15 protein-coding genes and 2 pseudogenes are annotated in these 16679 nt (G+C 70.9%); 6 read left to right on the top strand and 11 right to left on the bottom strand.

Features of this window, described 5'->3' with window-relative positions; translation table 11 throughout:
- Positions 1 to 27 precede the first annotated feature (27 nt).
- Positions 28 to 1125 (bottom strand): DUF1152 domain-containing protein, encoded by a 1098-nt coding sequence (locus ACIA8X_RS02755; RefSeq protein WP_399457641.1) that lies wholly within the window; start codon positions 1123 to 1125, stop codon positions 28 to 30.
- Positions 1126 to 1198: 73 nt separating this feature from the next.
- Here ACIA8X_RS02755 and ACIA8X_RS02750 point away from each other — a divergent pair.
- Positions 1199 to 1399: pseudogene (locus ACIA8X_RS02750) on the top strand (ATP-binding protein); the annotation flags it as partial.
- A gap of 252 nt (positions 1400 to 1651) precedes the next feature.
- Here the strand turns inward: ACIA8X_RS02750 and ACIA8X_RS02745 are convergent.
- Entirely contained in the window at positions 1652 to 2269 is a 618-nt protein-coding gene (locus tag ACIA8X_RS02745; RefSeq protein WP_393454375.1) for an expansin EXLX1 family cellulose-binding protein, read from the bottom strand.
- A gap of 640 nt (positions 2270 to 2909) precedes the next feature.
- On the opposite strand from ACIA8X_RS02745, the gene ACIA8X_RS02740 reads away from it, so the two are divergent.
- A complete protein-coding gene (locus ACIA8X_RS02740; RefSeq protein WP_393454378.1) occupies positions 2910 to 5126 on the top strand; it encodes an MMPL family transporter in 2217 nt (738 codons plus the stop codon).
- Between the two features lie 124 nt (positions 5127 to 5250).
- Entirely contained in the window at positions 5251 to 6507 is a 1257-nt protein-coding gene (locus ACIA8X_RS02735; protein ID WP_399457640.1) for a sensor histidine kinase, read from the top strand.
- Between the two features lie 13 nt (positions 6508 to 6520).
- Here the strand turns inward: ACIA8X_RS02735 and ACIA8X_RS02730 are convergent, their stop codons facing one another.
- The gene (locus ACIA8X_RS02730) at positions 6521 to 7087 is read right to left on the bottom strand and encodes a tellurite resistance TerB family protein (protein WP_393454384.1); all 567 of its coding nucleotides are present in this window, start codon (positions 7085 to 7087) and stop codon (positions 6521 to 6523) included.
- A 202-nt stretch (positions 7088 to 7289) separates the two neighbouring features.
- On the opposite strand from ACIA8X_RS02730, the gene ACIA8X_RS02725 reads away from it, so the two are divergent.
- The gene (locus ACIA8X_RS02725) at positions 7290 to 8156 is read left to right on the top strand and encodes a PP2C family protein-serine/threonine phosphatase (RefSeq protein WP_399457639.1); all 867 of its coding nucleotides are present in this window, start codon (positions 7290 to 7292) and stop codon (positions 8154 to 8156) included.
- A 50-nt stretch (positions 8157 to 8206) separates the two neighbouring features.
- Positions 8207 to 9232: an MASE1 domain-containing protein gene (locus ACIA8X_RS02720; protein WP_399457638.1), complete on the top strand. Its 1026-nt coding sequence runs from the start codon at positions 8207 to 8209 to the stop codon at positions 9230 to 9232.
- Between the two features lie 73 nt (positions 9233 to 9305).
- Here ACIA8X_RS02720 and ACIA8X_RS02715 read toward each other — a convergent pair whose 3' ends face one another.
- Positions 9306 to 9926, bottom strand: coding sequence for a hypothetical protein (locus tag ACIA8X_RS02715; RefSeq protein WP_399457637.1), 621 nt, complete (start codon positions 9924 to 9926; stop codon positions 9306 to 9308).
- A 337-nt stretch (positions 9927 to 10263) separates the two neighbouring features.
- Between ACIA8X_RS02715 and ACIA8X_RS02710 the strand changes: the two are divergent.
- Positions 10264 to 10580: pseudogene (locus tag ACIA8X_RS02710) on the top strand (FAD-binding domain-containing protein); the annotation flags it as partial.
- Positions 10581 to 10596: 16 nt separating this feature from the next.
- Here the strand turns inward: ACIA8X_RS02710 and ACIA8X_RS02705 are convergent.
- From ACIA8X_RS02705 to ACIA8X_RS02675, 7 genes are all read right to left on the bottom strand, one after another.
- Positions 10597 to 11109: a signal peptide protein gene (locus ACIA8X_RS02705; RefSeq protein WP_399457636.1), complete on the bottom strand. Its 513-nt coding sequence runs from the start codon at positions 11107 to 11109 to the stop codon at positions 10597 to 10599.
- 198 nt (positions 11110 to 11307) lie between these two features.
- Complete coding sequence (locus ACIA8X_RS02700) at positions 11308 to 12507, bottom strand: cysteine desulfurase-like protein (RefSeq protein ID WP_399457635.1); 1200 nt, start codon at positions 12505 to 12507, stop codon at positions 11308 to 11310.
- A 168-nt stretch (positions 12508 to 12675) separates the two neighbouring features.
- Positions 12676 to 12996, bottom strand: coding sequence for a GYD domain-containing protein (locus tag ACIA8X_RS02695; RefSeq protein WP_399457634.1), 321 nt, complete (start codon positions 12994 to 12996; stop codon positions 12676 to 12678).
- Positions 12997 to 13113: 117 nt separating this feature from the next.
- A complete protein-coding gene (locus ACIA8X_RS02690; protein WP_393454767.1) occupies positions 13114 to 13674 on the bottom strand; it encodes a DinB family protein in 561 nt (186 codons plus the stop codon).
- Between the two features lie 50 nt (positions 13675 to 13724).
- A complete protein-coding gene (locus ACIA8X_RS02685) occupies positions 13725 to 14273 on the bottom strand; it encodes a cysteine hydrolase family protein (RefSeq protein ID WP_393454405.1) in 549 nt (182 codons plus the stop codon).
- A 74-nt stretch (positions 14274 to 14347) separates the two neighbouring features.
- Complete coding sequence (locus ACIA8X_RS02680; RefSeq protein ID WP_393454408.1) at positions 14348 to 15304, bottom strand: LLM class F420-dependent oxidoreductase; 957 nt, start codon at positions 15302 to 15304, stop codon at positions 14348 to 14350.
- Positions 15305 to 15540: 236 nt separating this feature from the next.
- Positions 15541 to 16593 carry a Ppx/GppA family phosphatase gene (locus tag ACIA8X_RS02675; protein ID WP_399457633.1) on the bottom strand — a complete coding sequence of 351 codons (1053 nt, stop codon included), beginning with the start codon at positions 16591 to 16593 and terminating at the stop codon, positions 15541 to 15543.
- Positions 16594 to 16679: the final 86 nt, after the last annotated feature.

The raw sequence follows: 16679 nt of genomic DNA, 5'->3' as shown, positions 1-16679 counted from the left end.
TGCGCCTCGAACCCGTGAAGAAGGTTGTTACTCAGGTGAGGTCGTGATGCGCCACAGAGGCGCGTCGTACTGCTCCGGATGGCTGTTGATCAGCAGCTCGCGTAGGGCGTGGCGCTGGCCGCCGTTGAGGTTCAGGGCTTCGGTGATGTGGCGGAACGTCGTGTGGGTGACTCCGCGGCTTCGGGCTTCGGCCTCGAACTGGTCCAGCTGGGCCAGGACCGTATCTGGGTCCAGCTCCAGCGGTGGCCGCTCGCTGAGCCATGCGGCCTTGTTGCGCTCGTAGTCGATCTCCGAGTAGCCGCAGACTTCACGGCTGTGCGCCTCCACCTCGCCGAGGTTCTCCGTCGCTATGACAGCGCGGGCCAGCCGGTTACGGCTCAACGCCTCGTCCATGTCGGCCTCGTGGACCGTAGGCCCTTCGTCCGTGAGCGATACAGGAAGCCCGGCATCCCGCACTTCACAGGTGCCTCGCGCTCCTCGTGCCGTCGCCGCGAGCATCCCGGTTGCCTCTGACGGGTGCCACTCCAGAACTGAGCTGATCGACTCCGTGTCCTTCGCAGTGAAGGTGTGGACCAGGGGGCCCAGCACGCCGCGCAGGTGCTCGTGCGGGAGTTCGCCGTCCAGGCCGGGCCCGGCAACCAGGAGGCGGATGGGCGCGTTCACCTGGCAGCACGCGGCCAGGGTAAGGGCGTCGGCGAGTGGGCTCCTGAGAGTCGGCTCGTCGCCTCGGGCCAGGATGTCGCCGCCGACGTCCAGAAGGTCGATCGACTTGGGCTCCAAGTGGCTCACTAGCTCGGCGAGTTGGCGCGCGCTGCCTTCGGCACCCCGGTGCGGGTCTACCAGCGCGAACGTGTGCGGGAGCTCTGCCGCGAGTCGAGGGAGGGTGGATCCCGCCGGAGCGATCGGGCGGGCTTCGGCCGGCACTGCCGAGACGGACGGCGTGAGCTGTTCGAGGCCGGTGAAGTCGTGGACGCCGCGGGGACCCGGGACCGGATCGACGAGCAAGCGGTCCCACGCGTACGTGAGGATCACCGCCGGGTCCTCGTCACCGTAGAGGGCGGCGTCAAGCATTGCGGCGGCGACTGCGTCGCCCCCTCCTCCTGCTGCGACGATCAACCGCGTCATGCGGACAGCGTACGAGGTCGAACATTTGTAGATCTTCCCCGTCTGCCGGGCCCGCCCAAGGGAGGGCGCATGCCGCGAGGGAGACTCGCTGCGCGTTGGAGTGCACAACCCCGGGTTCCCGGCGAAGGTGCGCGTGCGTCGGCCGGACGCCAACGACGCGCACGGGCGTGGCCTCCTCCTGGTCGACTCCATCGCCGACTCGTGGCACTCCGGCCCGAGCCGCTTCGGCGGTACGGTCGTCTCCTTCGTGATGGCCGATGCCTGGCCGTCGTAGTGCACAAGCCTCGTCTCTTCGGGCCGTTGCCCGTTGGCTGAGCTACCTAATGACCGCCTCGGGAGAGTGCTCTCGGGCCTTCAACTCCGCCTTGATCACATGGCGTTCCCCGAGGCTGTGAAAAAACTTGCAGGCGCAGTTCTGGAGGTCCGAGTCCCTCGACTGGTTGCGCACTGCGCTCGGGGAGAAGCAGAACTGACAACCGTTGTGGCAGCCCGCAGGCTGTCCGGCGAAGGTTGCCCGCCCCCTGAGTCAGTGCGCCCCGAACTGCACCCCCGTAGCCTGCAGCACATCCGGCCGTACCGCGAGCCCGTCCACCGTCAGCGTCTCCCCGTAGATGTCCGTCAGCCTGATGTCGCCCCCGCACCCGGTCCCCTGCTCGGAGAGGAAGTAGTTGTACTCGGTGCGCGGCAGTTGGCGCCATGTGGTGCCGTCGCGGACCTCCAGGCGGGCCAGGGGATTGCGGTGGCCTACGGCCTGGATGCCGCACCAGTAGCGGCTGGAGCCTGTTTTGTAGCGGATCGCGATCTTGTCGGAGGCGGTCGGGCTCAGCAGGGTCCAGGTGATGGGGATCTGGCCGGTCGAGGGGGTGGCCAGCTTGGCGAAGGCCTGGGCGCTGAGGTCGAGTTGGCCGGGGGCGCAGGGGGCGGGGCATTCGTTGGTGATGCGGACCGTGATGGAGGCGCCGGTTGCCGCGCGGACCTGGACGTATGCTCCGCAGGCCTTTGAGGTCTCGTAGTCCGTGGTGTTCATCGCCGCGGTCATGACGTCGTCGGTGGGGCCGTAGAGGCAGGCGCCGTCGCCGTTGCCGGCGTCGTAGAAGGTCGCGGTTCCTTTGTAGGTGGTGTCGGGGTGTATTCGGCCTGCCAACGGGGCTGTCGCCGAGGCCGGTTGGGGGGCGGGGTCTGCCGAGGTGGGTGTCGTTCTGGGGGTTGTGCGGGGTTGTGGGGTGGGGGTTGGTGTGGGGGTGGGCTTTGTGGAGGGCTTTCGGTTTTGGGTGGGGGACGGGCCCCGCGGATTCGTCGGGGAGTTCGACCGCTTGTCTGCCGTCGGCGTGGTCGTGGCGTGACCTGCCGTGGGTTCCGTGTCGGGGCGTAGCGCCATCAGGAGGGATGCGGCGAGTGCGATCGCGGCAACGACCACCGCGGGGACCAGGACTGTCCGCCAACCTCGGGGAGATCGGCGGTGGGAAGGGGAAGCCACGGGTGAGTCCGTCCTTACGTGGTTCGGCAGCGGCAGAGCACGTGGGGGTGGTGGATGTGGGGCTCCCGGGTGGGGAGTTTTCCATGTGTCAGTGGTCGCCGGGGGCGGAATGGTTGCCGGGGCTGGGAATCGCTGTCGCGGCACTTTGCGCGAGCAGCGCCGGCTGTCGTACTCCTGGCTGACCCACGCACCACTCCGTACTGCGTTCTCAGTACGGGGGATTGTCGGCACCCGCACGACGACGCGGCACCCCCACTCCCGACAGCCTGGTCTCACGTTCGAGTCCCAGATGTGGAGACCCCCTGCCGTGGCTACTTTCCTTTATCGCGTGGGCCGTCTGGCCTTCCGGCGGCGTTGGTACGTCGCCCTGGTCTGGGCGGCCGTGCTGGCCGCCGTCGGGTTGGGTGCCCTCAAGGCTCCGGGGGCCGCCGACGAGGAGTTCTCCATGCCGGGCATCGAGTCGCAGAAGGCGTTCGACCTGATGGAGGAGCGCTTCCCGGGTGCGACGGCCGACAGTGCGACCGCGCGGGTCGTCTTCGTCGCGCCCGGCGGTGAGAAGGTGACCGCCGTAGCGAACAAGAAGGCCGTCGAGGAGGCCGTGAGCGGGCTGGGCGATGGTTCGCAGGTGGCGTCCGTCGTCGATCCGTTCCAGGCGAAGGCGGTCAGTGCGGACGGTACGACCGCGTACGCGACCGTCACCTACAAGGTCAAGGCCAATGAGCTGACCGACGCCAGCAGGACCCATCTGGAGCGGGCGCTCGACGACGCCCGGGACTCCGGGCTGACCGTCGAGGCCGGCGGGAGCGCGACGGGCGACAGCGCCGGCCCGGGCGGTGTGGCCGAGGTGATCGGCGTCGCGATCGCCGCCGTCGTTCTCCTCGTCACCTTCGGCTCGCTGGCCGCGGCCGGGCTGCCGCTGCTGACCGCCATCATCGGCGTCGGCGTCAGCATGGCCACGATCCTCGCCCTGTCCGACGCCCTCGGACTGTCCAGCACGACCGGCACCCTCGCCATGATGCTGGGCCTCGCGGTCGGCATCGACTACGCCCTGTTCGTCGTCTCGCGCTATCGCGAGGAGCGCGCCAAGGGCCGTACGCCGCAGGAGGCGGCCGGGATGGCCGTCGGGACGGCTGGGTCGGCGGTCGTCTTCGCCGGGCTCACCGTCGTCATCGCGCTCGCCGGGCTGTCGGTCGTCGGTATTCCGATGCTCACCAAGATGGGGCTGGCCGCGGCCGGTGCCGTCGTCGTCGCCGTGTTCATCGCGTTGACGCTGGTCCCGGCCTTCCTCGGCTTCTGGCCGAACGCCGTACTGCCGAGGAAGGCCCGCAAGAGCGGTCGTATGGAAGAGGTCAGTGACACCAACGGCGGGACCCGGTGGGCGCGGTTCGTGCTGCGCCGGCCGCTGCCCGTCCTGCTGCTCGGCGTCGTCGGCCTCGGGGCGCTCGCCGTGCCGATGACGCAGCTTCAGCTGGGCATGCCCGGCGACGAGGCCAAGTCGACCTCCACCACCGAGCGGCGGGCCTACGACGCGCTCGCCGAGGCCTTCGGGCCGGGCTTCAACGGGCCGTTGACCGTCGTCGTGGACGTCAAGGGGGACGCGGATCCGAAGGGTGCCGTTTCGACGGTCTCGGAGGAGATCCGGGGCACGGAGGGTGTTGTGTCCGTGTCTCCCGCCCGCTTCAACGACGCCGGTGACACCGCCGTGTTCTCCGTCGTGCCGTCCACCGCTCCCACGGACGAGAAGACCAAGGAGCTGGTGACCACCATCCGGGGCGAGCGTCCGGGGGTGGAGGCCGAGAGCGGGGCGACCTTCGAGGTCACCGGGACCACCGCGATGAACATCGATATCGCCGACAAGGTGCAGTCCGCGCTGGTCCCGTATCTGATCGTGGTGGTCGGTCTTGCGATCGTCCTGCTGCTCGTCGTCTTCCGGTCGCTGCTCGTCCCGCTGAAGGCCGCCCTCGGCTTCCTGCTGTCGGTGCTGGCCTCCCTCGGCGTGGTCGTCGTGGTCTTCCAGCAGGGGCACGGCGCGGAGCTGCTGGGCGTGGAGCAGACCGGGCCGATCATGAGCCTGATGCCGATCTTCCTGGTGGGCATCGTCTTCGGGCTCGCCATGGACTACGAGGTCTTCCTCGTCTCGCGGATGCGGGAGGCATACGTCCACGGGGAGTCGGCCGGCCAGGCCGTGACCAGCGGGTTCCGGCACAGCGCCCGGGTGGTCGTGGCCGCCGCGCTGATCATGATCGCGGTCTTCGCCGGGTTCATCGGGGAGAGCGACTCCATGATCAAGATGATCGGGTTCGGGCTCGCCTCCGCCGTGCTCTTCGACGCCTTCGTCGTACGGATGGCGATCGTGCCCGCCGTGCTCGCCCTGCTCGGCGACAAGGCCTGGTGGCTGCCGAAGTGGCTGGACCGGATCCTGCCGCGGGTGGACGTGGAGGGCGAGGCGCTCAGCCGTCGGTCGGAGGCGGTGGCGGAGCCGGCCGAGAGCAAGGAGAAGGAGAGGGAAGCGGCGCGCACCTGATCCCCCGGCCCACCCCCCACCAGGGGCCGCCCGTGACCAGGACGAGGTCACGGGCGGCCCCGTCGGCCGTCCGTGACCGGGATCGTCCACCATGGCCTCAGCACCACACCGACCGGAGAGTCCGATGACCACCACCAGCCAGGAGCGCCGCTACGCGGACCGCCTTGAGGGATTCGCGGACCGCCACGCCTTCGTCGTCGACCTGGTCATCGCCGCGGCGCTGATGGGCTCCGCGACCCTCGGCAGCCTGCTCACCCTGCCCGGCGCCGAGCCGCCGGACCAGGACAGGACCAGTGTCGTCCTCCTGGGCGTGGCCTGCCTCGCCCTGCTGAAGCACCGCACTCATCCACGCATCGCCCTCGTCGTGACCGCGGTCTGCACGGTCACCGTCGTGGCGGTGGGATACCTGGTCACCCCGCTGCTGCTGGCGCCGATCATGGCGGCGCTGTTCTGGCTGGCCAGCCACACCGACCGGAAAACCACCCGCGCCTACGGCATCTCCGCCACGGTGGCGCTGATGGTCGCGGCCGCGTTCTCCGACTCCATGGACCACCTCTCGGTGCTGCTGAGGACGATCGGCCCGTTCTTCTGGCTGATGCTGCCCCTCGCCGCCGGCAAGATGACCCAGCTGCGGCGCGCCTATCTCCAGTCGATGCACGCCCGCGCCGAGCACGCCGAGCGCACCCGGGAGGAGGAGGCCCGGCGCAGGGTCACGGAGGAGCGCATGCGTATCGCCCGTGAGCTGCACGACGTCGTCGCCCACCATCTGGCCCTGGCCAACGCCCAGGCCGGCACGGCCGCACACCTGGCGCTCACCAGTCCGGAGCAGACACGGGAGATCCTCACCGACCTGACCGGCACCACGTCCGCCGCGCTGCGCGAGCTGAAGGCCACGCTGGGGCTGCTGCGGCAGAACGACGACGCGGACTCCGCACCGCTGGAGCCCTCGCCCGGGCTGGCCCGGCTGCCCGAACTGGTCTCGGCGTGCGCCTCCGCGGGGGTCACCGTCACGGTCACCACGGAGGGGGCGCCGCGGCCGCTGTCTCCCGGCGTGGACCTGACCGCGTTCCGCATCGTGCAGGAGGCGCTCACCAACGTCACCAAGCACGCCACCACGGAGGCCGCTCACGTACGACTCGTCTACTCCGGCACGCGTCTGCTGATCACGGTCACCGACGACGGCCCCACGGCAGCCCCCGGGAACAACGGGGCCCCGCATCCCCGGGGCTTCGGCGTCATGGGCATGCGCGAACGCGCCCACTCCATCGGCGGCGAGCTCCACGCCGGGCCCCGCCCCGAGGGCGGCTTCGAGGTCACCACCACGCTCCCGCTCCAGCCGCACCCGGCCGAGGCGGACACCCGTCAGGGACCGAACCCCTGATCCGCCGGATCCGTCAGAGACCGAACTCCTGAGGCGACAGACCGAGAGTCGAGCACGCCTCGCGCAGGACCTGCTCCTCGGCCGGGGCGATGTAGCCGTCCGCGCCCGCGACGACGAAGCCCGTCTGGACGACCGCCCTGGCCTCGGTGGGCTTCTTCGCCGCCTTGGCGATCTCCTGGAGGGCCTCGGTCTTGCCCTGCTGGAAGTTGTACGACAGCTGGTCGACGTGCTTGTTGAAGCGCTGCCGCAGCTGTTCGGACGGGAAGTTCTGCAGGACGTCGTTGTTCAGGATCAGCGACTCCACGTGCTGGCGTTCGGCCGGGTCGACATTCCCGTCGGCGGCGGCGACCAGGGCGCACATGGCCATGCTGGCGTCACGGTAGGCACCGCTCTTCAGCTCCGTCTTGAGGGAGGTGAGCTGGGACTTGAGTGCGCTCACCAGCTGCGCCTTCGAACCCCCGGAGGACCCCGAACCCGGCCGGCCGTGCCCGCCGGCGCCGTGTCCGCCGGCTCCGCGCGCCCCCTGTGCCTGCTGCTGCAGACCCTTGGCCTGGTCCTTGATCCGATCCCACATCGCCATCCGTGCCACCTCGGCTTCAGCCCATGTCGTTCCGGTCATCGGCGCGCGTTCCACGCGTCCCTCTGGCAACTCTCCACGACTCCGTGAAGTTCCCGGCCGAGGCAGGGCCGCTGACCTGCGGGAGCCGTGCATCGAGGCGCACAGGGGTAACGTAAAAGCGTCCTAAATGGCGCAACTCCGTAGGAACCCGGAGTGTGATGCCATGGCCCACCGTCGCTCCAACCCGCCCGGTGGCACCGGAGAGCTGCTCCAGACGCTCGGCGATCTGACCGGCCGGATACTGGACCGGATCAAGTTCCAGCAGGCCCGCGTCGAACTGGCGGCCGCGCTGCAGCGCCAGGTCCTCGCGGCCGAGCTGCCGGTCCTGCCTTGCCTGCGCGCGGCGGGACGGTACGCGCCGGCGCGGGCCGGGCTCGACATCGGGGGCGACTGGTACGACGGGTTCCTCATGCCGGACGGCTCGGTGGGGTTCGCGATCGGGGACGTGCAGGGGCACGACGTCGAGGCGGCGGCGCTGATGGGGCAGGTGCGTATCTGTCTGCGGGCCGTCGCGACCGCCACCACGGATCCGGCGGAGGTGCTCCGCCGCACCAACGATCTGCTCGTCTCCATGGCCTCCGGCCTCTTCGTGACCTGCTCGTTCCTGCGCTTCGACCCGGCCACGAACGAGCTCGTCGACGCCCGCGCCGGGCACGTTCCGGCCGTCTGGGCGACGGACAGCGGCCGGTGCGACATCGTGCTGACCGAAGGCGGTCTGCCGCTCGGTATCCACGCCGGTGAGAAATACCCCTCGACCCGCCGGTCGCTGACCGGCGTGGGTGTGTTCGTGCTGGTCACCGACGGGTTGGTGGAGGGCCCCAGCTACCCGATCGAGGAGGGTCTTGAGCGGGTGGCCGCACTGGCGGGCGGCGCCTACCGCGGCGACCCGGACGAGCTGGCCGCGCAGATCATCAAGGTGGCGGACGCGACCGGCCACAGCGATGACGCCGCGGTTCTCGTCCTTCGCTATGGCGGGCTTCAGGAGCAGCGGCCACAAGACCGGCCGCAGCGGCGGCAGGGCGAGAGGTGAGCGGGCATGCGCGGTACGGATGACCGGCACGGCCGCCGGGGCAGGCGCAGATGACCGATGTGGCACGGGGTGCGCGGCGCCGGCAGTACGCGGCCGAGGGACTGCGGGTGGCTGCCGTCGTTGCCGCCTACTACGTCAGCGGCAAGATCGGGCTGCAGCAGGAACTGGTGCGGGGGCAGGTCACGCCCTTCTGGCCGCCGACCGGCATCGCGCTCGTCGTCCTGCTGCTGTGGGGCCTGCGGATGTGGCCGGCCGTCGCGCTCGGCGCGTTCCTGGTGAACGTGGCGCTGGGTCCGTCGATCCTCCCCGTGCTCGCCATCACCGTCGGCAACACGCTCGCCCCGGTGTTCGCCTGTCTGCTCCTGCGGCGGGTGGGCTTCCGTATCGCTCTCGACCGGCTCCAGGACGCCCTGGCGCTGGTCTTCCTCGGGGCCCTGGTCGGGATGGTGGTCAGCGCGACGGTCGGCACGGGAGTGCTCGTGGCCTCCGAGGCGCTGGCGGCCGATGACTTCTGGCCGACCTGGTCGGTGTGGTGGACGGGCGACGCGATGGGCGTCCTGGTCGTCGCGCCGCTCCTGCTGGCCGCGCGCGACATCCGGTGGCCACGGGGGGTGTCCGCCCTGCGCTGGACGGAGGCGGTGGCCCTGCTCGGCGGTACGGCGGCCGTCTCGGTGCTGGCCACGCACAGCCGGCTCGACCTGCTCTTCCTCGTCGTCCCCTTCCTGGTCTGGGCGGCCTTCCGCTTCCAGCTGGTCGGCGCCGCGCCCTGTGTGCTGATCACGTCCGTGATCACCATCCACGCGGGGGCCCGCGGGGTGGGCCCCTTCGCCGGGCACGATCTCCTCGCCCAGATGGTCATCCTCCAGGCCTTCAACGGCACCGTGTCCCTGACCGCGCTGCTGCTCTCGGCGGTCATCGCCGAGCGCAACCGCACCCTCCGGGAGATCGAGAGGGTCTGCGAGCGCCTGACGGAGGCCCTGTCCCGGCTCGCGCCCGAGGAGCCCCTCGATCGGTGGGCGTCGTCCCGGCCGGGGGAACGCGAGCGCGGAAGCGGAAAGGGACGGCAGCGCCCGTGAACGCCGCCCGCGCCTTGGGGTGGGGGCGGCTCTGGGGCTCGCTCTGGGCTTGCTCTGGGGCTCGCTCGAACCGTCAGGAGCGGAAGCCGATGACGCCGAAGCCCGGTCGTTCCTCCGCGTGCCGCATCCAGCTGATGCACTCCATGACGGCGTCCGCGATCTCGGGCTCCAGCGGCGGCGCCTCGCCCGACGCGTCGACCGCCCGCTTGGTGGCCTCGAACTGCTCCAGCGCCTGTGCGATGGCCTTCGGCGTCCAGGTGCCGCAGCCCGGGGTGAAGGTGTACGGCAGCGGAGCGGGCAGGCCGCCGTAGCCGAAGTCCTCCACGGACACGGCGGTGATGCCGAGCGCCTTCAGGCCCTGGTCGACCTGCGCCAGCCAGTCGCCTCGGTGCGGTGTGAAGCAGCTGTTGTCCAGGAACGAGCCGGTGAGCGAGCACAGCCGCTGGTAGGCGTAGCCGTACTGGAAGGCGTGGTCCTCGTTCTCGCTGAACGGCCCGCCGTGGACGACCGCGCGCAGCGCCTCGTACGCCGTCGGGGCGCCTCGCTCGATCTCGTGGCGGAAGTAGTCGTCGTCGCGGGTCAGGTCGTCCCCGAACTTGTCCCGTATGACCTCCAGCAGTTGGTCGTCCCGGGATCCGACCAGGGCACGCGTGGCGGCGACGTCGAGCAGGTGGACGCTCAGCGAAGAACTCATGCCACGAACTTACGGGACGCCACTGACATCGCCCCGAACTCGCCGTCCGAGCAGGGGGTTTGAGGCCACGGGTCGCACGCGGGTGTCGGGCAGCTCGACCGGTCGCGCGTCCAGGATGCCCCGGTACGGCGGCCTGTACCGGCGCTTAGGGCCGCCCGGTCGCGTGCGGCCACCGACACCGCGTGGTCGGCGAACCTCTCGTAGGAGCGGCAGGCCGAACGCCGCGGCGCCGCGTGGGTTCCGTGGTCTTCGGCGGCTCGTCCGTAACATCGCCGCCGCGGCCGGGTGGGCCCTTTCGGCCACCAGGCGCACCGGCCTACCAGGCCTGCCTGGCCCAGGCGCGCGGCACTTCCTGGACCTGCTGGTCGACGGCGACCTCGCGAACAACCAGCTCAACTGGCAGTGGGCCGCCGGAACCGGCACGGACACCCGCCCGAACCGGCTCCTCAACCCCTCGTCCAGGCACGCCGTTTCGACCCCGACGGGGAGTACGTACGCCGCTGGCTCCCGGAGTTGCGACACCTCGACGCCGGGACGGTGCACCGGCTCCCGCAGCTCGGCGAAGCCGACCGTGCGGGCCTGGACTACCCCGCCCCGATCGTGGACCTGGAGGCGGCGGCCGCCCGGTTCAGGGCGGGGCGGGGCGTCGGTTGAGCGGCCGGAGACGGGCTCAGCCGTACAGGGCCACCCGCGGAGCCACCGTGCCCTGGGCCTGCGGGTTGACGACGGTCAGCCGGTAGACCTGGGTGAGGGTCTCGCCTGCGGGCAGGGTGCGCTGTGCGGTCGTGAGGTCGGTGAACAGCGTGCCCGTCTGGGCGCCGGTCTGGACGGGCTCCCAGCAGCCGTGCGTGGTGCGTCGCTCCAGCTTGACGTCGGCGGGGGTCAGGAACGGCCCCGCGTCCGGGGACGTCACCAGGAGCTGCGGGGCGACGGTGCGGTCGGCCGACGAGTCGTTGCGGTAGGTGACCGTGAATTCGTGGGGCGCGCTGTCGGCCGGGAGGGGGCTCGTGGGCAGGTCCACGAAGTCGGTGGGGGCCGCGGGTGCCTGCTCCTGAGTGCCTGCGGACGCCGCCGCGACCGACGGCTGCGTGGCCGCCATGGCGGGGCCCGCCGCGGCCAGGCCGGAGAGCGCCACGATGAGCGCCACGGAAGCGAGCCTGAGACGACTGTTCTTCAACGACACGTTCGCTGTTCCTTCGAATTCGCTCGGGTGAACCGGTCTTCTCGGTGGGTGCGGTCGGCCGCGGACGTTTTCAAGGGTACGCAGCGCGGCGGTAAAGCCCTGTTGAGGGATTTCCCAACTCTCTCAAACTTTCAATGACCCTACTACGGCACTACTACAGCGCTGCTCGCAGGTGTGAACCGATCAGTAGCCCAGCGGTCACAGGAACGCGGCGAGGCCCTCCAGGAGGCGGTCCACCTCGTCGGTGGTGTTGTAGGGAGCCAGGCCCGCGCGCAGGGCGGGGTCCTGGAGCTTCAGTGCGGTGAAGGGCTCGTACGCGTAGAACGATCCGGCCGGTGCCACCACGTCGCGCGCGGCCAGGTGGGCCTGGGCCTCGCGGGCGTCGCGGCCTTCGAGGGTCATCAGGAAGGTCGGGGTTCTGTCGGGGGCCTTCGAGTGCAGGGTGACGGCGTCGTCCAGCGCCCGCACGCCCGCCTCCAGCCTCGTGCGCAGGACCCGCTCGTGCTCGTGCAGGGCGCCCAGCGCATGCGCGAGCCGCTCCCGGCGCGTGGCCGCCGTGCCCGGGTCCATCGCCGCGAGGAAGTCGACGGCCGCGGTGGCGCCCGCCAGGGTCTCGTAGGGCAGCGTGCCGAACTCGAAGCGTTCCGGCACGGTGTCGGAGGAGGGCAGGAGCTTGTCCGGGTGCACGGTTTCGAGGAGCTCGGGCGCCGCCGCGAGCACCCCGCAGTGCGGTCCGAGGAACTTGTACGGCGAGCAGACGAACAGGTCGGCCCCGAGGGCAGGTACGTCCACGAGGTGGTGCGCGGCGTAGTGCACGCCGTCCACGAACACCAGGGCGCCGACCTCGTGGGCGCGGTCGGCGATGTGGCGGACGGGCGGCTTCGTGCCGAGCACGTTCGAGCCCGCCGTGACCGCGACCAGCCGGGTCCGGGGGGACAGGGCGCGTTCGTACGAGTCGAGGTCCAGCTCCGTCGTCCCGGCGTCGATCTCGATCCAGCGGACCGCCATTCCCGTGCGCTCGGCCGCCTGGAGCCAGGGGCGGACGTTGGAGTCGTGATCGAGGCGGCTGAGGACGATCTCGTCGCCGGCCTTCCAGCCCTTGGCCAGGTGGCGGGAGAAGTCGTACGTCAGCTGGGTGGCGCTGCGCCCGTGGACGATGCCCCGGCCGGGCACATTGAGCAGGTCGGCGTACGCGGCGCGGAACTCGGCCACGGCGCGCTCGGCGTTGAGCTCGGACGGGCCGACGGTGCCCCGGTTGGACAGCGGGCCGGTCAGCGTCGCGGCGATGGCGTCGGCGACGGGGCGGGGGGTCTGCGTTCCGCCCGGTCCGTCGAAGAAGGCGAGGCCGGTGTCGAGGGAGGGGAAGTGGGCCCGCAGGGCGGAGACGTCGATGGCCATGGGCTCGGCTTTCTGTCGGGCGGCGTGCGTGGCGTCGCGGTGCCCTTTCCCTCGCCGAGGTCATTGATGCCTCGGACGGCTAGGGCCTGTCGTTTGGATCAGGCCGGCTGTGAGATTCGGCGCCTTTCAGCAGACCCCGCGACGCCGGGATGATCCAAACGACAGGCCCTACGTGCCGGGGGCCCGGAAGGAGACCTGCCGGCGGATGGCGCGGTCGGTCTCTTCGAGGGTGAGGAGGGGGGTGGCCCGGGTGTGGAGGGCGCCGCTGGCCTTGACCCGGAGGCTCACGGCGGCCATGGAGACCGCGTCGGGGAAGTCGATGATGCACACGAGGTCGTCCTCGCCGAAGGCGAAGTACATGGCGTCGAGCTCGCCGCCGAGGTCGGCGACGACCTGCTCGACGGCGGCACGGCGCGCACTCGCGCCTTCTTCGAGCAGCCCCTTGGTGCCCTCGGGCGTGTAGCTGGCCTGAACGAGGAACTTCGGCATCGGGACGCTCCCTGCCCGTCGCTGGTCCGGTACGCGAGATGCCCTTCCCGCTGTTCCCCGGCCGCCACGCCCCACCCGGCCGGATTCACCCGTTGGCAGCCGGAGGACGCCCGCCCGTCACTGGCCCACCCGTCCGTCGACGCACTCGCGCAGCAGGTCGGCGTGCCCGCAGTGCCGGGCGTACTCCTCGATCCGGTGCACCAGCAGCTCGCGCACCGCGAACCCGTCCTTGCCCACCCGCTCGCCCAGATCCGGATGCTCGGCCAGCGCGGCGTCGGTCGCGGCCTGCTCGCGCTCCAGGTCGGCGTACGCGGCGTCGACCACGGCCTGTTCGGCGACGGCTCCGTGGAAGTCCCCGTCAGGGTCGCCGTACAGCTTCGGCAGCGGCTCGCCTTCGGTGATCCAGTTGAGCCAGTCCCGCTCCACCTCGGCGAGGTGCCGGATCAGGCCGAGCAGCGACATCGTCGACGGCGGTACCGACCGGCGGGCCAGCTGCTCCGCGTCCAGTCCCTCGCACTTCATCCGCAGGGTGCTGCGGTAGTTCGTCAGGAAGTCCTGCAGCGTCCCCAACTCGCCGTCCGGACTGACCCCGTCGCTGTTGCGGGGGTCGTCGTCCGGGTCGACCCACATGTCGGGGTAGACGGATGCCTGGCTCCATCGTGCGGGTTCGTCAGCCATAGCCATGCGTTCCATCCTCGTGCGCGAAGGCCCGGGCCCGCCAGTGGGTTTCAGCGCAGGTCGTCATCGCAGGTGAAGGGGCGGGTGAAGTCGATCTCCTTCGCCGTGACGATCCGGGCGCCCATGTTGCGCCGCATCATCTCCAGGGCGGCGGACGCCAGATGGGGATGGATGGAGGCGACCGCGTCCTCGGGCACGGTGACCTCCAGGTGGCGGATGTGGGCGTCCAGGGCGGAGTAGAGGACGCACTGCTCGGTGACCTGGCCGGTCAGCACGACGTGGCCGACGTCCAGGCGCCACAGGAGGTAGGACAGGGGGGTCTCGTAGAAGACGGAGTGGCGGGCTTTGACGACGAAGAGCGACTCGTCGTCGGGGCGGATCGGCTCGATGAGGTCGGCGTGCGGGCGGGCCAGCGCGGTGTCGACGAGTTCTCCGTGGTGGGAGCGCCACAGACCGAAGTTGTCGTTCGCGTAGATCACCGGTACGTCCGCCCCGCGGGCCCGATCGATCAGCTCCGCCAGGACGGGTACGACGCGTCGGGCGGACGGCACGAGCAGGTCGGCGTCCTCGTGGTCGTAGGTGTTGATCATGTCGATCACGACGAGGCCCGGCCCCCGGGGCCTTTTGGGTCCGCTCTGCCGGTTCACGGTCTTCGCCCGTCCGTCCGCCGCCGTCAGGCACGCAGTTGCGGAAGGATCTTCGTGCGGTAGAAGTCGAAGAAGCCCTGTTGGTCCTTGCCGATCTGGCTGACGTACACCGTGTCGAACCCCGCGTCGACGAACGCGGTCAGGGCCTCCAGGTGGGCGTCCGGATCGTCGCCGCACGGTACCGACGACGCCACCTGATCCTCCGTCACCACCTGGGACGCCTGCTCGAAGTGGCGGGGGGTGGGCAGGATCTGGGCCAGTTCCCCGGGGAGTCGCTCGTTCGCCCACAGGCGGTGCGCGGTGCGCCGTGCCTCCTGCCGGTCCGTGCCCCAGCACACCTTGGGTCCTCCGTACACCGGCTTGGTGGTGCCGCCCGCGCGGCGGAAGCGCTCGACCAAGGTGGTGTCGGGCATCGTCGTGATCAGTCCGTCGCCGATCCGTGCCGCGACCTCGGCGGCCTGCGGGCCGAAGGCGGAGACGTCGATGGGGACCGGCTCGTCGGGCAGGGTGTACAGACGGGCGTTCTCCACTGTGTAGTGCTTGCCGTAGTGGCTTGTCTGCTCGCCGGTGAACAGCTTGCGGATGATCTGGAGCGCTTCCTCCAGCATTTCCAGGCGTACGGGTGCCTCGGGCCAGTGGGTGCCCAGGATGTGCTCGTTGAGGGCCTCGCCGGTGCCGACGCCCAGCCGGAACCGGCCGCCGAGCTGGGCGGCGCTGGTGGCGGCCGCCTGTGCGATCACCGCGGGATGGGTGCGCAGGACAGGGCAGGTCACGGCCGTTTCCACGGGCAGCGAGACGGCCTGGGACAGGGCGCCGATCACCGTCCACACGAACGGACTCTGGCCCTGGGCGTCGTTCCACGGGTGAAAGTGGTCCGAGATCCAGAGCGAGTCGAAGCCGGCCTGCTCGGCCATACGGGCCTGCTCGACGAGCTCTGCCGGGCCGTGTTCCTCGGACGACAGGAAGTATCCGAAGTCGGGCATCGCGTTCTCCCAGGTGCGGCGCGGGTGACGGTTTCGGGGCGCGCCGCCGAGTACCCATGGGCCCGGCGCGCCTAACAAGGGCGGAGATCTCCCTCCCGCTCCGCCTGGGCCTGCCGCTCCGCCTGGACCTGCCGCTCCGCCTGGGCCTGCCGCTGTCACACCGCGATGACCTACTCCCACCGCTGCCCCGTCCGGACCGTGGCACGCGCCCCACGCCCGGCGATCACGGGGGCGCCTCAGGGCAGCGACGAGGGTGTCGCCATGCGCAGTGGCCGTGGGACGACCGGCGTTGCGACCATAGTTCCGACCGGCGTTGCGTCCAGCCCCTGTCCCGACTCCCCGTGCCGCTCCAGATCGGCCCACCAGTCGGCCCCGTCCTCCAGGTAGCGCAGGAGGATGCCCTCGCGCAGGGCCCAGGGGCAGATCATCAGGGCCTTCACGCCGCTGAGTTTCATCACGGAGTGCCCGACGAGCGCTCCCGCCAGACTCTGCCGGGCCCGAGGCGCGGAGATGCCGGGCAGCCCGGCCCGCTCGGCGACGGACAGCGGGACCAGCCGGTCGACCGCCTGGCGCAGGTCGCGTCGGCGCAGGACCCGCTCGACGAACGGCCCGTGCCGGCCCGGAGCGGCGCCGCACAACCGCCCCAGCTGCTGGAACGTCCGTGAGGTGGCGACGGCCGTGTGCGGATGCTCCCAGCGGATGCGGGCGGAGACGTCACGTAACTGGTGGCGGACCTTGCGGCGCAGGGCGGCCACCTCGGACGGTGGGGGAGGGTCGGTCGAGGCGAAGAACTCGTTGGTGAGACGGTTGGCGCCGAGCGGCAGACAGGCCACGAACTCGGGTGTCCTGCCCCGCCCGAAGGCCACTTCGAGGGTGCCGCCGCCGATGTCGAACAGGGCCAGCGGGCCCGAGCGCCAGCCCATCCAGCGCCGGGCACCGAGGAACGTCAGCCGGGCCTCCGCCTCACCCGGCAGCACGCGCAGCCGCAGGCCGGTCCGGCTGTGCACGGTCCGCAGGACGTCCGCCCGGTCCGGCGCGTCGCGCACCACGGCCGTCGCGAACGCCAGCGGTTCCGGCGCGTCCCACCGCCGCGCCGTCTCGACCGCCGCGTTCAGCGCTTTGACCAGGTGATCAGTGGCCTCCTCCCCGAGTCGGCCGTCGCTGCCGACCTGCTCGGACAGACGCAGCTTCCACTTCGCGGTGTGCACCGGAAGCGGTACGCCGTCCCCCACGTCGCACACGGCCAGCCGGACCGTGTTGGAGCCCGTATCCAGCACGCTTATCCTCACGGGCCTCGGGATACCCCGCGCCGGACAATTGATGCACAGGGAACGGAACGTACTGGCGACGGAACGTACCGATCGAGACACGCGCA

This window comes from Streptomyces sp. NPDC051738, assembly GCF_044453205.1.
Taxonomy (GTDB): domain Bacteria; phylum Actinomycetota; class Actinomycetes; order Streptomycetales; family Streptomycetaceae; genus Streptomyces.
This window is presented reverse-complemented; position numbering and strand designations above follow the sequence as displayed.